The 20,088-nt window shown below is 62.4% G+C and carries 14 protein-coding genes; 7 read left to right on the top strand and 7 right to left on the bottom strand.

Going from position 1 to position 20,088, the window contains the following annotated elements; translation table 11 throughout:
- Positions 1-93: 93 nt before the first annotated feature.
- The 6 genes from DNK34_RS25915 to DNK34_RS04705 all read right to left on the bottom strand — a co-directional run bounded on the left by DNK34_RS25915 (position 94) and on the right by DNK34_RS04705 (position 9,230).
- A complete protein-coding gene (locus tag DNK34_RS25915; RefSeq protein WP_317622801.1) occupies positions 94-336 on the bottom strand; it encodes an HIT family protein in 243 nt (80 codons plus the stop codon).
- A gap of 605 nt (positions 337-941) precedes the next feature.
- On the bottom strand, positions 942-1,181 hold the full coding sequence (locus DNK34_RS04725) for a DUF6429 family protein (RefSeq protein ID WP_131174367.1): 240 nt from the start codon (positions 1,179-1,181) through the stop codon (positions 942-944).
- Between the two features lie 25 nt (positions 1,182-1,206).
- A complete protein-coding gene (gene selO, locus DNK34_RS04720; protein WP_131174366.1) occupies positions 1,207-2,670 on the bottom strand; it encodes a protein adenylyltransferase SelO in 1,464 nt (487 codons plus the stop codon).
- A complete protein-coding gene (mscK, locus tag DNK34_RS04715) occupies positions 2,667-5,993 on the bottom strand; it encodes a mechanosensitive channel MscK (RefSeq protein ID WP_242675307.1) in 3,327 nt (1,108 codons plus the stop codon). The genes selO and mscK overlap by 4 nt, the downstream gene beginning before the upstream one ends.
- A 293-nt stretch (positions 5,994-6,286) precedes the next feature.
- Positions 6,287-8,029 carry a potassium/proton antiporter gene (locus DNK34_RS04710; RefSeq protein ID WP_131174364.1) on the bottom strand — a complete coding sequence of 581 codons (1,743 nt, stop codon included), beginning with the start codon at positions 8,027-8,029 and terminating at the stop codon, positions 6,287-6,289.
- Between the two features lie 229 nt (positions 8,030-8,258).
- Complete coding sequence (locus DNK34_RS04705; protein ID WP_131174363.1) at positions 8,259-9,230, bottom strand: helix-turn-helix transcriptional regulator; 972 nt, start codon at positions 9,228-9,230, stop codon at positions 8,259-8,261.
- A gap of 371 nt (positions 9,231-9,601) precedes the next feature.
- Here DNK34_RS04705 and DNK34_RS04700 point away from each other — a divergent pair, with 371 nt between their 5' ends.
- The 3 genes from DNK34_RS04700 (at position 9,602) to DNK34_RS04690 (ending at position 13,370) form a co-directional block, all read left to right on the top strand.
- Positions 9,602-11,824, top strand: a complete 2,223-nt coding sequence (locus tag DNK34_RS04700; protein ID WP_131174362.1) for a TonB-dependent siderophore receptor — start codon at positions 9,602-9,604, stop codon at positions 11,822-11,824.
- Positions 11,825-12,175: 351 nt separating this feature from the next.
- Positions 12,176-12,472: a DUF2218 domain-containing protein gene (locus tag DNK34_RS04695; RefSeq protein ID WP_131174361.1), complete on the top strand. Its 297-nt coding sequence runs from the start codon at positions 12,176-12,178 to the stop codon at positions 12,470-12,472.
- Positions 12,450-13,370: an alpha/beta hydrolase gene (locus DNK34_RS04690; protein ID WP_131174360.1), complete on the top strand. Its 921-nt coding sequence runs from the start codon at positions 12,450-12,452 to the stop codon at positions 13,368-13,370. The genes DNK34_RS04695 and DNK34_RS04690 overlap by 23 nt, the downstream gene beginning before the upstream one ends.
- Here the strand turns inward: DNK34_RS04690 and ppx are convergent.
- Positions 13,367-14,869, bottom strand: a complete 1,503-nt coding sequence (gene ppx, locus DNK34_RS04685; protein WP_131174359.1) for an exopolyphosphatase — start codon at positions 14,867-14,869, stop codon at positions 13,367-13,369. The genes DNK34_RS04690 and ppx overlap by 4 nt on opposite strands.
- Before the next feature lie 286 nt (positions 14,870-15,155).
- Between ppx and trxA the strand changes: the two genes are divergently transcribed.
- The 4 genes from trxA to DNK34_RS04665 all read left to right on the top strand — a co-directional run bounded on the left by trxA (position 15,156) and on the right by DNK34_RS04665 (position 20,087).
- A complete protein-coding gene (trxA, locus tag DNK34_RS04680; protein WP_131174358.1) occupies positions 15,156-15,482 on the top strand; it encodes a thioredoxin TrxA in 327 nt (108 codons plus the stop codon).
- Between the two features lie 262 nt (positions 15,483-15,744).
- Entirely contained in the window at positions 15,745-17,004 is a 1,260-nt protein-coding gene (gene rho, locus DNK34_RS04675; RefSeq protein WP_131174357.1) for a transcription termination factor Rho, read from the top strand.
- Between the two features lie 300 nt (positions 17,005-17,304).
- On the top strand, positions 17,305-18,864 hold the full coding sequence (locus DNK34_RS04670) for a type I restriction-modification system subunit M (protein WP_131174356.1): 1,560 nt from the start codon (positions 17,305-17,307) through the stop codon (positions 18,862-18,864).
- Entirely contained in the window at positions 18,861-20,087 is a 1,227-nt protein-coding gene (locus DNK34_RS04665) for a restriction endonuclease subunit S (protein WP_131174355.1), read from the top strand. The genes DNK34_RS04670 and DNK34_RS04665 overlap by 4 nt, the downstream gene beginning before the upstream one ends.
- Position 20,088 lies beyond the last annotated feature (1 nt).

Genomic DNA, 20,088 nt, shown 5'->3' with positions numbered 1-20,088 from the left:
GGCGCAGCTAGCGATTAAGCGAAAGGACGGCTTTTTAGTCGGTCCCGGTGCCCACCATCCAATCGAGCGGAGAGAGTGGTGTTGAGCGACGTGTCAGGCCTCGGATTGCAGGTTTCGACGAATTGCTTCCACGATGTGCCCATGCTCTTGTTCAGAATAACGAATCGCGTTCTGCCAGTCATAGAACCACGCTGGCATGCGACGTTTCTCCTCGGGCTCACTCATGTAACGCGGAAAGATGTGGGCATGTAGTTCAGGCTCAGAGTTGCCCAGGATTTCATAGTTGATGCGCAAGGAACCTGTCGCTTTGAGGATCGCATCGCCTATGCGCGCCATGAGCGCGTTCCTGAGGCGGTAGATCATTGAGGCTGGGCACAACGAGCTTGGCAAGCTGGAGACAGTCGCCTGGCAGAAGCTGAACGTCTCCGATGACGACCCGGCCAGGTGCAAGCTTGGCAATAACCCTAATGCCAGTCAGTTAAGCGTTTGGCCCGCAAAACGGCGGCTTGCCCTGGTCCTGTAGGAGCCGCGACCCCGCGGCGATTGCTGGCCATGACACGCTTTGGGCAATGGTCACCATCGCATCGCGCCGAGGTCGACGCTCCTACACGGGCGGCGGTTTGCCGCTCTTCCGTAGACGCCCCCTGCTCCTGCAAAACCCTTATCTGATCGGCATTGGGCAATAACCCAGGGGTTGTGTCCGCGCTGGCGAGCGTTACTCGGTCGGCTATGAGTGCCATACAGTTAGTGGTTCCTTCTTGTGCACGGAGCCATGTTTGTGTCGCCGCGTCCGGCGGCGATTGCGGGTCGCACTATGGATTTTGTGGGTGAGCCGCCATCGCATCGCGCCGGGGGCGACGCTCCTACAAGTGAGCTCTCCGAGCTTCGAACGGGTTCTTGCAGACCAAGGATCAAGACGGTATCTGCGTAATCGAGCGGGCTCAACTGCTTTTGCCATCTGCAGCGAACAGCCGATCGGCGATCTCGTTGCCCTTTTCCAGCCCTTGAGCGGTCAGCCACACCGATTTGGCCTGGCCCCGAGGATCATCGATCAATCCTTGGGCATGCAGGGCGTCCATCACGCCAAAATCGAAGCCCTTCCAGGAGCGGTTGCCGTCGAAACTGAACGTGGCGAGCAGGGCCAATACTGCTTCTTCGATACGTTTCTGGTCGTACTCCACAGTTCTTATCTCCTCTTTTGACGTTTCAGGAAGAGCAACTGATCTCCAGGTGCTTGCCCCAGTCCGGCGGGCGCTGGGCATAGGCGTCCTTGCCGGGTTGCTCCTCAAAGGGGCGGCCGAGTACCTGGTGCAGTTCGCGCACCGGACCGTAGTCGCCCTGTTCGGCGGCTTCGATGGCTTGCTGGGCCAGGTAGTTGCGTAGCACGTAGAGCGGATTGACGGCGTGCATGCGTGCCTGGCGTGCGCTCTGCTCGCCCGGGGCGCGGGCGCAGCGCGCCAGGTAGGCGCTGCCCCAGGCGTCGAAGCCTTTGATGTCGACGAAATCGTCACGCACCACCTGGAGCGCCGCGTCGGGTGGCTGGTCGCCGAGGCGCCGGAAGAACAGGTGGTAGTCCGTCGACTGGCCCGCCTGCATCAATTGCAGCAGGCGCTGGATCAGTTCCTCGTCACCGTCTTCGGCAGTGGTGAAGCCCAGGCGGCGGTGCATCAGGTCGTGGTAGTGGGCCTGGTACAGCGGCAGGAACAGCTCGATGCTGGCGCGCAGAGTGTCGACCTCGACCAGCGGCGTCAGCGCCTGGGCCAGGGCTGCCAGGTTCCACTGGGCGATAGGCACCTGGTTGCTGAAGCTGTAGCGCCCGGTGTCGTCCGAGTGGTTGCAGATGTGCCTGGCATCGAAATCGTCGAGAAAGGCGTAGGGGCCGTAGTCGAAGGTGATGCCGAGGATCGACATGTTGTCGGTGTTCATCACCCCATGGCAGAAACCGTAGGCCTGCCAGTACGCGATCATTTGCGCCGTGCGTTCGACCACGTCCTGGAACAGGGCGGCATAGGGCTCGGCCTGTTCCTGGCAATGCGGGTAGTGATTGGCCAGTACGTGGTCGGCAAGCTGCTTCAGTTGCTCGTGCTGGCGGGTGTAATAGAAGTATTCGAAGTGGCCGAAGCGCACATGGCTCTGCGCCAGGCGCAGCAGCATGGCGGCGGTTTCCTGCTTTTCCCGCCACACCGGTGTGCTCGAGCCGGTGACGCACAGGGCGCGCGAGCTGGGAATGCCCAGGGCGTGCAGCGCTTCGCTGGCGAGGAACTCGCGGATCGAGCTGCGCAGTACGGCGCGGCCATCGCCCATGCGCGAGTAGGGGGTCATGCCGGCGCCCTTGAGGTGCAGATCCCAGTGCTCCCCGGCCTCGTTGAGCACCTCGCCGAGCAACAGGCCACGGCCATCGCCCAGGCGCGGCGAGTAGCCGCCGAACTGGTGCCCGGAATAGACCATGGCCCGGGGTTCGGCATCGCTCCACAGCTGGTTGCCGCTGAACAGCTCGGCGAACACCGCGTGCTCGGTTTCCTGCGGCTCCAGGTCGAGCAGGGCCATGGCCGCCTGGCTGGCGACGACGAGGCGCGGTTCGGCGATGGGCTCGGGCAGTATGTGGGTGGAGAAGGCGTCGCCGAGCCGGGCGAAGCGATTGTCGAAGGTCAGGGTGTCGAGGGTTCTCATGGTTTGGCCTCGCCGCTGCCGTCGAGGGGCGCGGCCTCTTCGATCTTCAGCGTGCTATGGGGCGCTTCGGCGCGGCTCAGCACCACGTCCATCTTCGGCGTGCTGGACAGGTTGATCTCGTTGTCGGCGAACAGCTGGTCGATGCGCCGGTTGAGTTCGTCGGTGGCGGCGCCGCGGTCACCGAGTTCCTTGACGTAGAACTTCAGCTCGTGGGTCAGGCCGCCGGGGGCGTACAGGCTCAGTTGCGCGGTAGGCGCCGGGTCGCGCATGACCCGCGAGTTCTCCTGGGCCGCTTGCAGCAGCAGGGTGCGTACCTTTTCCAGGTCGGCGCCGCGGTTGACCACGAAGGTCAGCACGATGCGGGTGACCGTATCGGTCAGCGTCCAGTTGATCAACTGGCTGGTGACGAAGGTCTTGTTCGGCACGATCACTTCCTTGCGGTCGCTGTCGATGATGTGCGTGGCGCGGATGTGGATGCGTTTGACCGTGCCGGTGACGCCGCCGATGGTCACCAGGTCGCCGATGCGCACCGGGCGTTCGAAGAGGATGATCAGCCCGGAGATGAAGTTGGCGAAGATTTCCTGCATGCCGAAACCGATCCCCACCGACAACGCGGCGACCAGCCATTGCAGCTTGTTCCAGCTCACCCCCAGGGTCGACAGGGTGACGACGATGCCGGTGCCGAAGATCACGTAGGACAGCAGGGTGGTGGTGGCGTAGGCGCTGCCCTGGGCCAGGCGCAGGCGCGACAGCACCAGGACCTCGAGCAGGCCGGGCAGGTTGCGCCCCAGGGCCAGGGTGATGGCGGCGATGATCAGGGCGTCGAGGGCATCGCGCAGGCTGATCGGCACCAGGCTGGCGGCGGCGCCGACGCCGTCGTTGTATTCGTACAGGGTGACGTTGTCGAGGTAGGCGAACACCGAGATCAGGTCGGCCCAGACCCAGTACATGGCGGCGATGAAGGTGCCGAGCAGGGCCAGGCGGATCAGGCGCAGCGATTGCTGGTTGACCTGCTCGATGTCGAGCGTCGGCACCTCGACCTGGACCTCCGTGCCTTCGCCGTCTTCGGCGGTCTGTGCCTCGCGTTTGGCGGTGGCGCGCTGGTAGGCCAGGCGCCGGGCGGCCACGGCCAGGCCGCGAACGAAGACGGCCTCGACCACCAGCCAGATCAGCAGCAGGTACAGGGTGTCGATCAGGCGGTCGCTGAGTTTCAGCGCGGTGTAGTAGTAGCCGAAACACACGGCGAGAAACAGCCCCAGGGGCAGCATGCTGAACAGCACGCCGATGAACATGCGGAAGGTCGAGGCGTTCTCCCGCGCCGGGCCGCGCAGCAGCAGTTTCTGCAGCAGCCAGATCATCAGGCCGTAGCAGGTCAGCACCACGGCGATGCCGATGACGTCGTCGGACAGGCTCGACGGCTGGTGCTCGGCGATGGTGACCACCGCCACCAGCGCCATCACCACCACGCCAAGCCAGCGGATCTGCCGGTGCAGGTAGGCGACGTGGGAGCGCGCCCAGTGGAAGTGCAGCTCGGCCACGCCACCCGGGGTGAAGATGCGGTACACGGTATAGAACACCAGCCAGGCCTGGGCCATGCCGAGCAGGGCGGAGCCGAGGTTGACGTTGATACCGCGGGCATCCATCTGCAGGGCGAAGCCGCACAGGGCCAGCAGCAGCGTACCGGGCAAGGCCAGCAGCACGTTGAGCAGGATGGCCATGGGGGTGTGCAACTGGCTGTCGCGCTTGAAGTGGCCGATGTCCTGGTGCAGGTCGGTGAGTTTCTGGCTCAGGTAGCTGCGCTTGTACAGCAGCAGGCCCGTGACCAGCAGCAGCGGCAGGAACAGCAACGGCCGCTCGATCAGGCCGGCGCCGAGCTGACTCAGGTTGTCGAGCCAGGGCAGGTCGGCGATCTGCCGTTCGAGTTGCGCCGGCGCATTCCTGAACCACTCGAGGTTGAGCGGGTTGTTGCTGGGGATCCAGAACATCTGCTCGTCGAGGGTGGCGCGCAGCGCCGTGGCGGTGTCCTGCAACTGCTTCTGGTTCAGTTGCAGGGTGATCGACTCGTTGAGCAGCGCGTTGAGCTCGCGGTTGAGGCTGTCGTGCAGGGCGCGGCGGGTGTCGATCAGCTCGAGCAGGGCACGACGCAGCTCCGGCGTCACGCTGGCTTCGGGCTGGGCCTGCAGCAGCTTGTCGACGTAAGCGCCGGGGTTGCTGATCTGTTCGCGCTGCTGGTTGAGTTCGAACTGGTACAGGCGGATATCGGCGATTTCGTCGGCCAGGTTGCGGTCGAACGTGAGTTTGGGCAGTGCCTGCCTCTGTTTGTAGAGGATCTTCGACAGCAGCAGGCTGCCCTGCAGCACGCTGATCTGCTCGTCCAGGGCCTGGTCGGTCTGGTTCAGGGTGTCGAGCTGTTGCTGGGTGCGCAGGTTGAGCTGGGTCAGTTCGTTGAGCCGGTCGGTACCGCGCAGCAGGTAGTCGGAGAGTTTGACGTTGAGGGCGCTTTCGCGGGCCAGCAGGGTATCCGAGCCGCCGACCTTCTGCGCCTCGATGGACTGCTCGGCCACGGTGCGTTCGGACTGGTCGCGGCGTTTCTCGTTGATCAGCGTCTGCAGATCCTGCAGCTCGACGTCCAGGCGCTTGATCTGCTCGTCGAGCAAGTCGCGTTGGGCGGTGCCCAGATCCTGCAAAACGCTGTTGCCAGCCATTTCCTGACGGCGCAACTGGGTCTGGGCGTTCAACTGCGCCAGCTCGGCCCTGAGCTGATTGCCGCGTTCGGCGCTCAGCGGTTTGCCATCTTCCCTGCCGGCCTTGAGCAGGTTGTTGATCTGCTGGCTGCGGGTCTGGTTGCTGCTGATTTCCGCCTGGGCGCGTTCCGGCCGGGTCTGGGCGGTGATGATCAGGGTGTTGGCGTCGTTGCTCTGCTTCTGCCAGTCGCTCAGTTGCGCGCTGCGCTCGCTGAGTATCTGCTCCAGCTGGGCGACGCTGCTGGCGGCGTAGCGTTGTGCGACCGGCACCACCTGGCTGGCCTTGAGTCGCTCCAGCTCGCGCTGCGCCTCCTGGGTCAGGCGTGGCGCCTGTTCCAGCTGCTTGTCGAGGGCGACGAGCTTCTGCTCGCTCTCGGCCTTGGCGTTCAGCGAGGCCAGGGTTCTTTCCAGGGCCTGACGTACCAGGGCCTGCTCGGCCTCCGGCAGCTTGCGCTCGGCCAGGGTGTCGAGGCTGTGCTGGACGTCGGCGCTGGTCGGGGTGTCGGCCGCCAGCGCCGGCAGGGCGGCGAGGCACAGACCGAGCAGGGAGGCTGCGAGAAAACGACGGAAAAAGGGCATGATCATGGTCGTGGGGATGGAGATTTTCCGAGTCTACAGGTTGCTATGAAACCGCGCCCAGCGATCCGTCAGAACGGTTCGCGATCGGCCGCGCGGATTGCCGATACGGCCGGGAAAAGGCGAAAGCGGCCTTCAGCCTTCGATCAAAAGCGCTTGAGGCTGGAAAGCTGGACGAAAGAGCCTGTGCGGTTTGCTTGTCGTTCAGCCTCCAGCCTTTAGCGCTCCTATCGGCCGTCCGCTTGCGCCTTCTTGTGGACATCCAATCGGTCAGCGCTTTGGCTCTGGCCAGGTTGTCAGAACGACAACCCCGGCCCCGGGCGGGCGCCTTCGGGGAATCTGACGCCGACCTTGCGGATCTTGTTCCCCTCCATCTCGGCCACTGTCCAGGTCAGCCCCTGCCACTCGACCTGATCGCCGACCACCGGGCCGCCGCCGATCTGCTGAGCGATGAAGCGGCCGAGGTGCAGCGTGCTGTCCAGCGCCTCGGTGGACAACCCGTAAAGCGCGGCGATGGCGCCGAGCTGGGCGTCGCCCTCGAGCACGAAGTCGCCGAAGAAGCGCAGATCCTGGCCGCGCTGTGGCGCCTGGCTGAACAGTTTGCCGAGCGCCGGCAGGTTGTGCTCGTGGCCGATCACGCAGAGCATGTCGCCGGCTTCGAGGGTGGTGCTGCCCGACGGATGGAGCAACTGCTGGTCGCGAAACAGGGCGGCGACGCGGGTGTCGCCGGGCATGTTCAGCTCGCGCAAGGGGGCGCCGATGCACCATTTCTCCGCGCCCAGGCGGTAGATGAACAGCTCCCACTGGCTGGTCGGATGCACTTCCAGGCCGGCGCGGGAAATCGGTACGGGGTCCGGCGGCACCGTGACCCGCAGGACCCTGGCCACCCAGGGCAGGCTGGCGCCCTGCAGCAGCAGCGAGACCAGCACGATGAAGAAGGCCAGGTTGAAATACAGCTGGGCGTGGGGCAGGCCGGCCATCATCGGGAACACCGCGAGAATGATCGGTACCGCGCCGCGCAGGCCGACCCAGGCGATGAAGGCTTTCTCGCGGTTGTGGAAGGCGCGGAACGGGATCAGGCCGACCAGCACCGACAGGGGGCGGGCGAAGAGGATCATCCACAGCGCCAGGCCCAGGGCCGGCAGGGCGATGGGCAGCAGATCGTGGGGCGTGAGCAGCAGGCCGAGCACCAGGAACATGCCGATCTGCGCCAGCCAGGCCATGCCGTCGAGCATGTGCAGGATGCCGTGGCGCGAGCGGATCGGCTGGTTGCCCAGCACCAGCCCGCACAGGTAGACGGCGAGGAAGCCGCTGCCGTGCAGGGTGTTGGTCAGGGCGAACACCAGCAGGCCGCCGCTGACCACCAGCAAGGGGTACAGGCCATGGGCGAGGTTCAGGCGGTTGATGGTTTTCAACAGCAGCCAGCCGCCGCCCAGGCCGAGCACCGCACCGATGCCGAATTCCTGCACGAGGTGGCCGAGAAAGCTCAGGTGGAATTCGCCCTGACCCTTGGCGAGCATGTCGATCAGGGTCACGGTGAGGAACACCGCCATCGGGTCGTTGCTGCCGGACTCGATCTCCAGGGTGGCGCTGACCCGCTCGTTGAGCCCCTTGCCGCCGAGCAGGGAGAACACCGCCGCGGCATCGGTGGAGCCGACGATGGCGCCGATCAGCAGGCCCTGCATCAGGCTCAGGTCGAACAGCCAGGCGGCGGCCATGCCGGTCAGCCCGGTGGTGATCAGCACCCCGACCGTGGCCAGGGACAGGGCGGGCCACAGGGCCACGCGGAAACTGCCGACGCGGGTGCGCACGCCACCGTCGAGCAGGATGATGGCCAGGGCCAGATTGCCCACCAGGTAGGCGGTCGGGTAGTTGTTGAAGATGATGCCGCCACCGTCGACGCCGGCGACCATGCCGACGGCGAGAATGATGACCAGGATCGGGATGCCGAGGCGCGAGGACAGCGAACTGACCATGATGCTCGCGCCCACCATGAGCGCGCCGATCAGAAGCAGGCTGTTGATCGTGCTGGCATCCACGATGGCGTGACTCCCGCGGTCGGTAGGGGGAGCCCGATTCTAGCGTGCGCCTTGGCGCTGCTGTCAAAAATAGTTACAACTAGCCCAGGCGATCGCGCTTCGGCGTCAGGGCGTGGCAGCTACTCGATGAAAAGCGCTGGAGGCTGTAAAGCTGGACGAGAAAATTCTGTTTTGCTCGTTACTCGAACGGCTTTTCGTTCAGCCTCCAGCCTCCAGCGCCTTTGCTCGATCAGATCTTCGTCCGGACCTGCTTCGGCGTCAGGCCGAACTGGCGCTTGAAGGCGGTGGCGAAGTTCGCCGCGCTGCCGTAGCCGGCCAGCCAGGCCGCCTGGGCCACGCTGACGCCCTGGCGTTCCAGGGCTTCGCGGGCCTGCTGCAGTTTGCGCACGCGCTGGTACTCGAACAGGGTCATGCCCTGGCTGGCCTGGAACTGGCGCTGCAGGCTATTGATGTTGATGCCGGCATCGCGGGCGATGGCTTCCAGGGTCCAGCCATCGGCCTCGCCACTGTCCAGCAGTTCGACCACCCGGCGGATGCGCTGGTGTTCCTGTGGGCGCAGGCCGGGCGTGGCGGCCGGCTGCTGCTGGCAGAGCATGGCCAGAGCCTCGCTGGCGATCTCCAGGCTGCGGCTTTCCAGGTAGAGGTTTTCCAGCAGCGGGCCGTAGCCGGGCGGATGGAGAATCTGTTCGGCCATGGCCAGCAGGCGCGGGGACGGCTGCCAGCGGCGCAGCGCCAGGTGCTGGCGGGTGAAGCGGGTGATGTTGGCGTACTCGGCCTGATCGTCCAGGCCGCCGGCGTCGAACCACTCCGGCGCCAGGCTGACCACCAGCTTGCGGATGTGTGTGCCGCGCTGCGCCTGGCGCGAGAACAGCACCGGTTCGCTCAGCGACAGGGCGACGCCTTCGCAGGGAGCCGGTCTCGGCGAACCGAAGCGCACGGCGTGGTCGCCGTAGCGCACGTCGCTATGGCCTTCCAGGAACAGGATGAAGTTCAGGCGGGGTTCGATCTGCACCTGGGTGCTGAAATTGTGCAGTTCATGGCAATCGGAGCAGTGCAGCGACAGCCCGGCCCGCAGGCGCAGCCAGCGCAACTGCCCGCGGAACAGGTTGTCACGGCAGGGCTCGGCCTCGATCAGGCGCAGGTCGGGGCTGACCTGGCGGATCAGCTCGCTGCGTGGCACCACGGGTTGCATGCTGGACATGTCACTACCTGCTGGGCTTGGGCTGTATCGGGCGAAAACTGGCGCGGATCCGGCAACCCGCTTTTGGCGGGCCAGGCACTGGGCGGATGCCGGCAGGGGCAATCCGGCGAACACGGGATGGATTCACGAGTGCCCGTGCCGGAAACGCCGGGCAAGACTACTGCCGCCTCGGTATTGATGCAAATGATTCTTATCCTTGCTTGTCGCCCCGTGACCACATGCCGCGGCAAGCGGGTGTTCGCACAAACATCATCCTTGCTGGCGCAAACCTTTTCCCGCAATGGCTGTGGGACACTCTCCATCATCATAAATACGAATCAGTAGCATATGGCTGACTGACTCGCTGTCGCCAACTTCAGGGGAGAACACAGATGGGCAATCGTCACTACAGGGGCTGGCCGCTCGATCGGCTGGCCGCCGCGCTGCTGCTGGCCAGCGGCCTGGCGAGTGTCGCGCACGCCGATGAGGCGCTGGAACTGGAAGAAACCAAGGTCATGGCCACCGCTCAGGAAGAGCTCAAGCAGGCTCCCGGGGTCTCCGTGATCAGCGCCGGAGACATCCGCAAGGCGCCGCCGGCCAACGACATCGCCGAGATCATTCGCAAGCAGCCCGGTGTCAACCTGACCGGCAACAGCGGCTCCGGTGCCCGGGGCAACAACCGGCAGATCGACATCCGTGGCATGGGCCCGGAGAACACCTTGATCCTGGTCGATGGCAAGCCGGTGACCTCGCGCAACTCGATACGTTACGGCTGGCGTGGCGACCGTGACACCCGTGGGGACACCAACTGGGTTCCCGCCGATCAGGTCGAGCGTATCGAGGTGCTGCGTGGCCCCGCCGCGGCCCGCTACGGCAACGGTGCCGCGGGCGGTGTCATCAACATCATCACCAAGGCGCCGACCGCCGAGCACCATGGCAACGCCACCGTCTACATGAACATGCCGCAGCACAGCGAGGAGGGGGCCAGCAAGCGCATCAACTTCGGCCTCAGCGGGCCGGTCACGGAGAACCTGTCCTATCGCCTGTACGGCAATCTCAGCAAGACCGACATGGACGACGAGGACATCAACGAAGGGCATGTCATCAATGCCGGCGCGCGTTCGACGTCCGGCCGCGAGGGTGTGCGCAACAAGGACCTCAACGGCTTGCTGTCCTGGCGCCTCGACGACCGGCAGAGCGTCGATTTCGAAGCGGGCTTCAGTCGCCAGGGCAATATCTACGCGGGCGACAACATGAACAACAGCGGTTCCGCGGCGCTGACCTCCTACCGCGAGCCCTGGCTCGGCCGCACGACCAACAAGATGTACCGCGAGAACTACGCCCTGACCCATCATGGCGACTGGGACTTCGGGACCAGCCTGAGTTACCTGCAATACGAGAAGACGCGCAACCGGCGCCTGGAGGAAGGTCTCTCCGGCGGCCCCGAGGGCAACATCACCGCCAATGGCGTTTTCAACACCAGCGTGCTGGAAAGCACCACCGCGCACAGTGAAGTCAATCTGCCGCTGTCCTGGGGGGTGGAGCAGGTTCTGACGGTTGGCGCCGAGTGGGTCGAACAGTCGCTGGACGATCCCTCCTCGAATACCCAGAGCACCATCGAGGCCGGTTCTATTCCCGGTATCAGCGATACCAATCGTGCCTCGGACATCTCGGCGCGAATCGCGTCGCTGTTCGTCGAGGACAACATCGAGTTGCGTCCCGGGACCATCCTGACCCCGGGCCTGCGTGTCGACCATCACAGCATCGTCGGCACCAACTGGAGTCCGGCGCTGAACGTGTCGCAGAGCCTGGGCGCGGACTTCACCCTCAAGGCGGGGATCGCGCGTGCCTACAAGGCGCCGAACCTCTATCAACTGAACCCTAATTATCTGCTGTACAGTCGCGGCGCCGGTTGCTGGGGCGGCGGTGGCGCCTGTTACCTGCAGGGTAACGAGGGCCTGGACGCCGAAACCAGCGTCAACAAGGAGCTGGGCATCGAATTCAACCGTGACGGCTGGGTCGCCGGCATCACCTACTTCCGCAACGACTACAAGAACAAGATCGAGGCCGGACGAAGCGCCGTTGGCAGCGCGGTGGGCGGCAGCAGTTCCGCCTACGCCAACGCCGATGTGTTCCAGTGGGAAAACGTGCCCAAGGCGGTGGTCGAAGGGCTCGAGGGCACCCTGAACGTACCGGTGGCGAGCAACCTGGACTGGAACACCAACTTCACCTACATGCTGCAGTCGGTGAACAAGGAAACCGGCGAGCCGCTGTCGATCATCCCGGAATACACGGTCAACTCGAGCCTCGACTGGCAGGTCAGCGAGCCGCTGTCGCTGCGTGCCTCGGTGGTCTGGTATGGCAAGCAGAAACCTGGCAAGTACGACTATCAGGGTAATGTGCTGACCGGCGACGCGCGTCGCCAGATCTCGCCCTACGCGCTGCTGGGCTTCAGTGGCAGCTACGCCATCACCAGGAGCCTGAGTGTCAGCGCGGGCGTCGACAACCTGTTCGACAAGCGCCTGTACCGGGAAGGTAATGCGCGTGAAGCGGGCGCCTACACCTACAACGAACCGGGGCGTACCTTCTACACCAGCCTGAGCGTCGATTTCTGACTTGCCTAGCAGCGCATCGCGGGCACGAGACAGCGTTTCTCGTGCCCGCTTTCATTGCGCCTTGGCGCATGACCAACAAGAACTGTTCACGACCTGACCAAGGCGCAAACGGACGTTGAGCTGCAAGCCACAAGCTTCAAGCTAGAAGCGAGGCAGCCTGTAGGATGGGTCGGGCCGCGCAGGTGAAACCCATCAATTGCCGATGGGTTGCACCCATCCTACGAACTAGCTTGAGGCTTGCAGCTTATGGCTGCTTTTGCCTTTTAACGGTCTTTCGTCTTAACGGTCTTTCGTCGCTGCATGCGGTAACCGACAACTTCGTGAACAGTCTTCATAACCCGAGAAACCTGCATGATCCGTTTTCAAGGTTGCGTGGCCACGGCCTCGGCCTCGCTGTACATGAGCAAGCTGTGCAAACATTTCCGCCACAAGATCAGCGTCGAATTCGACGAGCAGCAGGCGCGAGCCGAATTTCCCTTCGGCCTGTGCCTGATGCGTGCCGACGATCGGACGCTACGCTTCGACTGCGAGGCGCCCAGTGAAGAGGCCGCTGCCCGTATTCGTGCGGTGCTCGACGACCATCTGCCACGCTTCGCGCGCAAGGAGGACCTGAGCATTGACTGGCATGAGCGGTTGGCTGGGCGTTGAGTGGCGTTGCGCGCTGTTTCTGCTGGGAATGGTGCCCTGGCTGAGCGCCAGTGCCGACACGTCGCCCTGGCGCACGGCTTCGCTGCCCCTCGCCGAAGAACGCGAGCTGCATTCGCAACACACCGGGCGTGAATACCGCATCTACCTGTCGGTGCCGCCTGGCCAGCCGCCTGCCCAGGGCTACCCGGTCATCTATGTACTCGATGGTAATCTGCTGTTTCCGGCGTTGCTGCCGCAATCACGCATGTTCCAGCCGAATGCCTTTCGCGGTGGCCGCGAACCGGTCGTGCTGGTGGGCATCGGCTACCCCACTGACGAAGCCTTCGATGTGCAGGCGCGGGCCGAGGATTACACCCCGCCAGCAGCGGATATGGGCGATACCGGTGACCGGCTATCGAGCAGGCACGGTGGCGCCGAGCGCTTTCTGGCCTTTATCGAGAATGAGCTCAAGCCACTGGTCGAGGCGCGCTATCCCATCGACAGGGGGCGGCAGACCCTGTTCGGCCACTCCTATGGCGGCCTGTTCACGGTCTACACCCTGCTGAGCCGACCCCAGGCATTCCAGCGCTACCTGGCATCCAGCCCTTCGCTGTGGTGGAAGCAGCGGTATATCTTCAGCCTGCTGCCGGCAGCCAAAGGCGCACGCTCGCTGCGCAGCGGCGAGCCTCGGCTGTTGCTGAGCGTGGGCGATGGCGAACAGCCTGCAGGCGATCCTGCGCGGCAGGACGAGCGGCTGTTGCATCAGGCGCGACGGCGCATCGTCGATAATGCACGGGACCTGGATGCTGCCCTGACCAGGCTCGGCTTCGTCTCCGAGCTACGTATCCAGGCGCATGGCGATCATGCCAGTACGGCCTTTATCAGCGCCGCGCAGGTGCTGGAATTCGCTACCGACTAGCTGACGGTCAAGGTCAGATCGATGCGCGAGAGCCACTCGGCTTCGGTCTCGAAATCCGCCTGGGTCAGCGGATTGGCCGCCAGCCAGCCATCCGGGAACTGGATCGCCAGGCTGGTCGGGCCGGCCTTCAGGCGTACGGTCGGCATGTCCTGGGTGCCACGGATGTGGTGGAAGAGGATGGCGAAGCGCAGCAGCACGCACAGGCGCACCAGCTTGATGCCGTCCTCGCCGAACTCGGCGAGCTTGTCCCGGGGGATGTTGCGCCGGTGGCCGCGCACCAGCAGGGCCAGCATCTGCTGATCCTGGCGGGAGAAGCCGGACAGATCCGAGTGCTCGATCAGGTAGGCGCCATGCTTGTGGTACTGGTAGTGCGCGATATCCAGGCCGATCTCATGCACGCGGGCGGCCCAGGTCAGCAGCTCGCGGTGCCATTCGGCATCGAGCTGCCAGCTCTGCGCCACCTGGTCCAGGGCGCGCAGCGCCTTGTGCTCGACCCGGGCGGCCTGCTCCAGGTCGACGTGGTAGCGAACCATCAGCGAGCTCAGGGTGCGTTCGCGCACATCCTCGTGGTGATGGCGGCCGAGCAGGTCATAGAGCACGCCTTCACGCAGGGCGCCTTCGGAGTGGCTCATGCGGCTGAGTTCGCAGGCGTCGAAGATGGCCTCGAGAATCGCCAGGCCCGCCGGGAAGATCGGCCGGCGATCCGGCTTGAGGCCGTCGAGGTCGAGCTTGTCGACGTCGCCGCTCTTGAACACCTTGCGCTTGAGCCAGGCCAGGCCTTCGCCGTTGACCTCGCCGTTGCTCAGGCCGGCGGACTGGATGGCCAGGCCGATGGCCTTGATGGTGCCCGAGGCGCCCACCGCATCCTGCCAGCCGAGGCGGCGCAGGGCATGCTCGATGCCCATGATTTCCAGGCGCGCGGCGGTATAGGCCTGGGCGTAGCGCGCCGGGGTGATCTTGCCGTCCTTGAAATAACGCTGGGTATAGCTCACGCAACCCATCTGCAGGCTTTCGCGCAGCAGCGGCTCGAAGCGCTGGCCGATGATGAATTCTGTACTGCCGCCGCCGATGTCGGTGACCAGGCGCTTGCCCGGGGTGTCGGCGATGCTGTGCGACACGCCGAGGTAGATCAGGCGCGCTTCTTCGCGACCGGAGATGACCTCCACCTGGTGGCCGAGCAGGGCCTCGGCGCGGCGAATGAAGTCGGCGCGGTTGCGCGCTTCGCGCAGGGCATTGGTGCCGACGATGCGCACCGCGCCCTGGGGCAGGCTGCTGGTCAGTTGCGCGAAGCGACCCAGGCAATCCAGGCCGCGCTGCATGGCCTCCTCGCTGAGCTGGCGCTGCTCGTCGATGCCGGCCGCCAGCTGCACCTTGTCGCCGAGGCGCTCAAGAATGCGGATTTCGCCATGGTCGGCCTTGGCCAGCACCATGTGGAAGCTGTTGGAGCCCAGGTCGATGGCGGCAATCAGCGGAAAGGACTCGGCACGGGGAAGCGGCATGATGACTCAATCTCGAGGCAGAACCCCATCATCGTGCCACGATAGACCGGCCGCGCCAACGCATACCGCTTCGTCGTGGCCGGCACGCACCTGGCGTGCATGGCCCGGAACCAGGTGTGGCGGGGTGTGCGTCGAGGCCGGGGCGGGTGGTGTCGGGTGCTTGCGCATCGCGGGTGTCGATAGCGATTATAGACACGCTCAATGGCGGGCGCCTTCCTGTGTCCGGCAAGCCGGGCTATGATGGCGGGCACTTTACCGTTATTGCCTGCGAACACGGAGACTTCCCATGAGTGAATTCATCACCAACGTCAGCGATGCCAGCTTCGATCAGGATGTCATCCAGGCCGAAGGCCCGGTTCTGGTCGACTACTGGGCTGAGTGGTGCGGCCCGTGCAAGATGATCGCGCCGGTTCTGGACGAGATTTCCAGGGAATACCAGGGCAAGCTGAAAATCTGCAAACTGAACATCGACGAAAATCAGGACACCCCGCCGAAGTATGGCGTGCGCGGCATTCCGACGCTGATGCTGTTCAAGAACGGCAACGTCGAAGCGACCAAGGTCGGTGCTCTGTCCAAGTCCCAGCTGGCCGCGTTCCTCGATAGCAATATCTGAGACGCTGCGCACAAAGGCCCCGCTGTTCGCGGGGCTTTTTTCTGCGCAAAGGCTAGACGCCTTCGTCAAGCCGATGTTACATTCGGCTCCGTTGCATTCTCTATGCAACCCCCTGCACGCCGTCGCCGACGCATTCCTACTCGACTCTTCGCTGAACAAACGGTCGAAACACAAGCAGGCGACCCAGTCGTCTCTATCTGCGGCGCGGCCTCTCAAGCTCAATGCTTATCATTCCCTCCTCTAATGATTACGTCATTCCTATATGAATCTGACTGAACTCAAGCAAAAGCCGATTACCGAACTGCTGGAAATGGCCGAACAGATGGGCATCGAGAACATGGCCCGTTCGCGCAAGCAGGACGTGATCTTCTCGCTGTTGAAAAAACATTCCAAAGGCGGCGAGGAAATTTCCGGTGATGGCGTGCTGGAGATCCTCCAGGACGGTTTCGGCTTTCTGCGCAGCGCGGATGCCTCCTATCTCGCCGGCCCCGACGATATCTACGTCTCGCCGAGCCAGATCCGCCGTTTCAACCTGCGCACCGGCGACACCATCGTCGGCAAGATCCGCCCGCCGAAAGAAGGCGAGCGGTACTTCGCGTTGCTCAAGGTCGACACGATCAACTACGACCGTCCGGAGAACGCCAAGAACAAGATCCTGTTCGAGAACCTGACGCCGCTGTTCCCCAACAAACGCCTGATCATGGAAGCCGGCAACGGCTCCACCGAGGACATCACCGGCCGGGTGATCGACCTCTGCGCCCCGATCGGCAAGGGCCAGCGCGGCCTGATCGTCGCCCCGCCGAAAGCGGGCAAGACCATCATGCTGCAGAACATCGCCAGCAACATCACCCGCAACAACCCCGAGTGCCACCTGATCGTCCTGCTGATCGACGAGCGTCCGGAAGAAGTGACCGAGATGCAGCGCACCGTGCGCGGCGAAGTGGTCGCTTCGACCTTCGATGAGCCGCCGACCCGCCACGTGCAGGTCGCCGAGATGGTCATCGAGAAGGCCAAGCGCCTGGTCGAGCACAAGAAGGATGTGGTCATCCTGCTCGACTCCATCACCCGCCTGGCGCGTGCCTACAACACCGTGATCCCGAGCTCCGGCAAGGTGCTGACCGGTGGTGTCGACGCCCACGCCCTGGAGAAACCCAAGCGTTTCTTCGGTGCCGCGCGCAACATCGAGGAAGGCGGCTCGCTGACCATCATCGCCACCGCGCTGGTGGAAACCGGCTCGAAGATGGACGAAGTGATCTACGAGGAATTCAAGGGTACCGGCAACATGGAACTGCCCCTGGATCGTCGTATCGCCGAGAAGCGCGTGTTCCCGGCCATCAACATCAACCGCGCCGGTACCCGTCGCGAAGAGTTGCTGACCGCCGAGGACGAACTGCAGCGCATGTGGATCCTGCGCAAGCTGCTGCACCCGATGGACGAGATCGCGGCCATCGAGTTCCTGATCGACAAGCTCAAGGCGACCAAGACCAACGACGAGTTCTTCATGTCCATGAAGCGCAAGTAAGACATTGCGTCATGCCACAAGGCCGGGGAAACCCGGCCTTGTCGTTTCTGCACGTAGGGCAGGCTAGAAAGCCCCTGCCGAGGGCGGGGACAGTGCTGGTAGACTTCAGGCCATCCAGGGCGCCCTTACAGGCTAGGCAGTGCGCTGTCCTGATACCCCGTTTATGCGATAAGTCGGCTCGGCAGTCCGTGTGCAGAAGCAGTTAAGACATGCCGCTGTCTCTAAACACCACGATCATCCGCGTCACGCTCCTTCGCCATTGCGTGACCCAGCAAACCGTATTGAAGTAGGAATCAGAGCATGACCAGCGCCCAACAAAGTGCCGCACTGCGCAACCAAATTTGGAGAATCGCCAACGATGTGCGTGGCGCAGTCGACGGCTGGGACTTCAAGCAATATGTGCTCGGCACTCTGTTCTACCGTTTCATCAGCGAAAATTTCGCTGACTACATGAGCGGCGGCGATGAGTCAGTCGATTACGCTGCCATGAATGATGGCGACAAGAACATCGCGGCAGTCAAAGACGATGCCATCAGAACCAAGGGCTATTTCATCTACCCCAGTCAGCTATTCGCCAAGGTGGCGGCCAATGCCCACAACAACGCCAGCCTGAACACCGATCTGAACGATATCTTCAAAGCCATCGAGGCATCCGCCAGCGGTTACCCCTCCGAGCGAGACATCAAGGGGTTGTTCGCTGACTTCGACACCACCAGCAACCGCCTGGGCAATACCGTCAAGGACAAGAATGCGCGCCTCGCAGACGTGCTCAAAGGCGTAGCAAAACTGGACTTTGGCACCTTCGACGACAGCCATATCGACCTGTTTGGCGACGCCTATGAATTTCTCATCTCCAACTACGCCGCCAACGCCGGTAAGTCCGGTGGCGAGTTCTTCACCCCGCAGCAGGTCTCCAAGCTGATCGCCCAACTTGCCATGCACAAGCAAGCCCGCATCAACAAGATCTACGACCCGGCCTGCGGCTCCGGCTCGCTGTTGCTGCAAGCCAAGAAGCACTTTGACGCCCATATTGTCGAAGAGGGTTTTTTCGGTCAGGAACTCAACCACACCACTTACAACCTGGCGCGGATGAATATGTTCCTGCACAACGTCAACTACGACAAATTCAACATCCAACTTGGCGACACCCTGATCGAGCCGCACTTTGGTGACGACAAACCCTTCGATGCCATCGTCTCCAACCCGCCCTACTCGGTGAAGTGGAAAGGCTCGGACGACCCCACCCTGATCAACGACGACCGCTTTGCCCCGGCCGGCGTATTGGCGCCCAAGTCCAAGGCCGACTTCGCCTTCGTACTGCATGCACTCAGCTACCTGTCCAGCAAGGGCCGCGCGGCCATCGTCTGCTTCCCCGGCATCTTCTACCGGGGTGGTGCCGAGCAGAAGATCCGTCAATACCTAGTGGACAACAACTATGTGGAGAGCGTGATTTCTCTGGCCCCCAACCTGTTCTTCGGCACCACCATCGCCGTGAACATTCTGGTGCTGGCGAAAAACAAGCCAGACACCACCACCCAATTCATCGACGCCAGCGGCCTGTTCAAAAAAGGCGTCAACAACAACCTGCTGGAAGACGTGCATATCGAGCGCATCATGCAGGCGTTCGACAGCAAGGCGAATATCGAGCACTTTGCCCAATCTATGCCTTTAGCGCGCATAGCCGCCAACGACTACAACCTGTCCGTCAGCAGCTATGTGGAAGTCAGGGACAATCGTGAGGCGGTGAATATCGCTCAGCTCAATGCCGACCTGAAAACCACGGTTGCCAGGATTGACCAATTGCGAAAGGACATCGATGCCATCGTGGCGAAGATTGAGGGCGAGGAGCTGGAGGCATGAGCAGCGTGACTTTCTTGGATAGGCTGCTGGATGGGGTTGAAGTGGAGTGGAAGGAGCTGGGCGATGAGCGTTTTTTTGAAATAGCCAACAGTGGTAGAACACCAGTAAAGGCTTCATTGCGAAAATCTGGCGAAATACCATATTACGGTGCAAATAATATTCAAGACTATGTAGAAGGTTATACGCATGACGGTGAGTTTGCTCTAATCGCTGAGGACGGAAGCGCAAGTCTGCAAAGCTACTCGATTCAATATGCAACAGGAAAATTTTGGGCAAACAATCACGTTCATGTTGTTTGTGGTAAAACGCAGGTGAATACAAGGTTCTTGTACCACTATCTATCCATTGTTAATTTCATCCCATTTTTGACTGGTGGTGGTCGAGCTAAGTTAACCAAGGGTAGCATGGTAGAAATTCAAGTCCCCATCCCCTGTCCAGATAATCCTAAAAAATCGCTTGAAATCCAAGCCGAAATCGTCCGCATACTGGACACCTTTACCGAGCTGACCACCGAGCTGACCACCGAGCTGACCGCCCGTAAAAGGCAATACAGCTACTACCGTGATCACTTGCTGAGTTTTAAAGAAGGGAATGTGAAGTGGAAGGCGTTGGGAGAAGTTGGCGACTTTATTCGTGGCAAGCGTTTTACCAAGGCTGATTATGTGGGAGACGGTATCAACGTTATCCATTATGGCGAGATATACACGCGTTACGGCATTTCTACGACGCGAGTCTATTCTCAGGTTAGAAACGATATGGCTGGGTCACTGCGCTATGCAGAGCCAGGCGACGTAGTGATAACCGACGTGGGCGAAACCGTTGAAGATGTTGGTAAGGCCGTGGCATGGCTCGGAGATGAAAAGGTCGCCATTCACGATCATTGCTATGCTTTTCGGCATTCAATGGATCCGAAATTTGTTTCCTATTGCATGCAAACTACATCTTTCGTTTCCGAGAAGGCAAAGTATATAGCCAGAACCAAAGTTAATACATTGCTGGTTAATGGGTTTTCAAAGATTAAAATTCCTGTTCCATACCCAGATGAGGCTGAAAAATCACTTGCAGAGCAAGCCCGCATCGTCGCCATCCTCGACAAACTCGACGCGCTAACCAATTCCATCAGCGAAGGCTTGCCCCGCGAAATCGCCCTACGCCAAAAGCAATACGAACATTATCGTGCCTTACTGTTGAGTTTCCCCAAGCCAGAAGAGGTAGCGGCGTAAT

This window comes from Phytopseudomonas dryadis (genome assembly GCF_004327355.1).
Taxonomy (GTDB): domain Bacteria; phylum Pseudomonadota; class Gammaproteobacteria; order Pseudomonadales; family Pseudomonadaceae; genus Aquipseudomonas; species Aquipseudomonas dryadis.
Note: the sequence above shows the minus strand (reverse complement) of the source record. Positions and strands in the feature narration are given on the sequence as shown.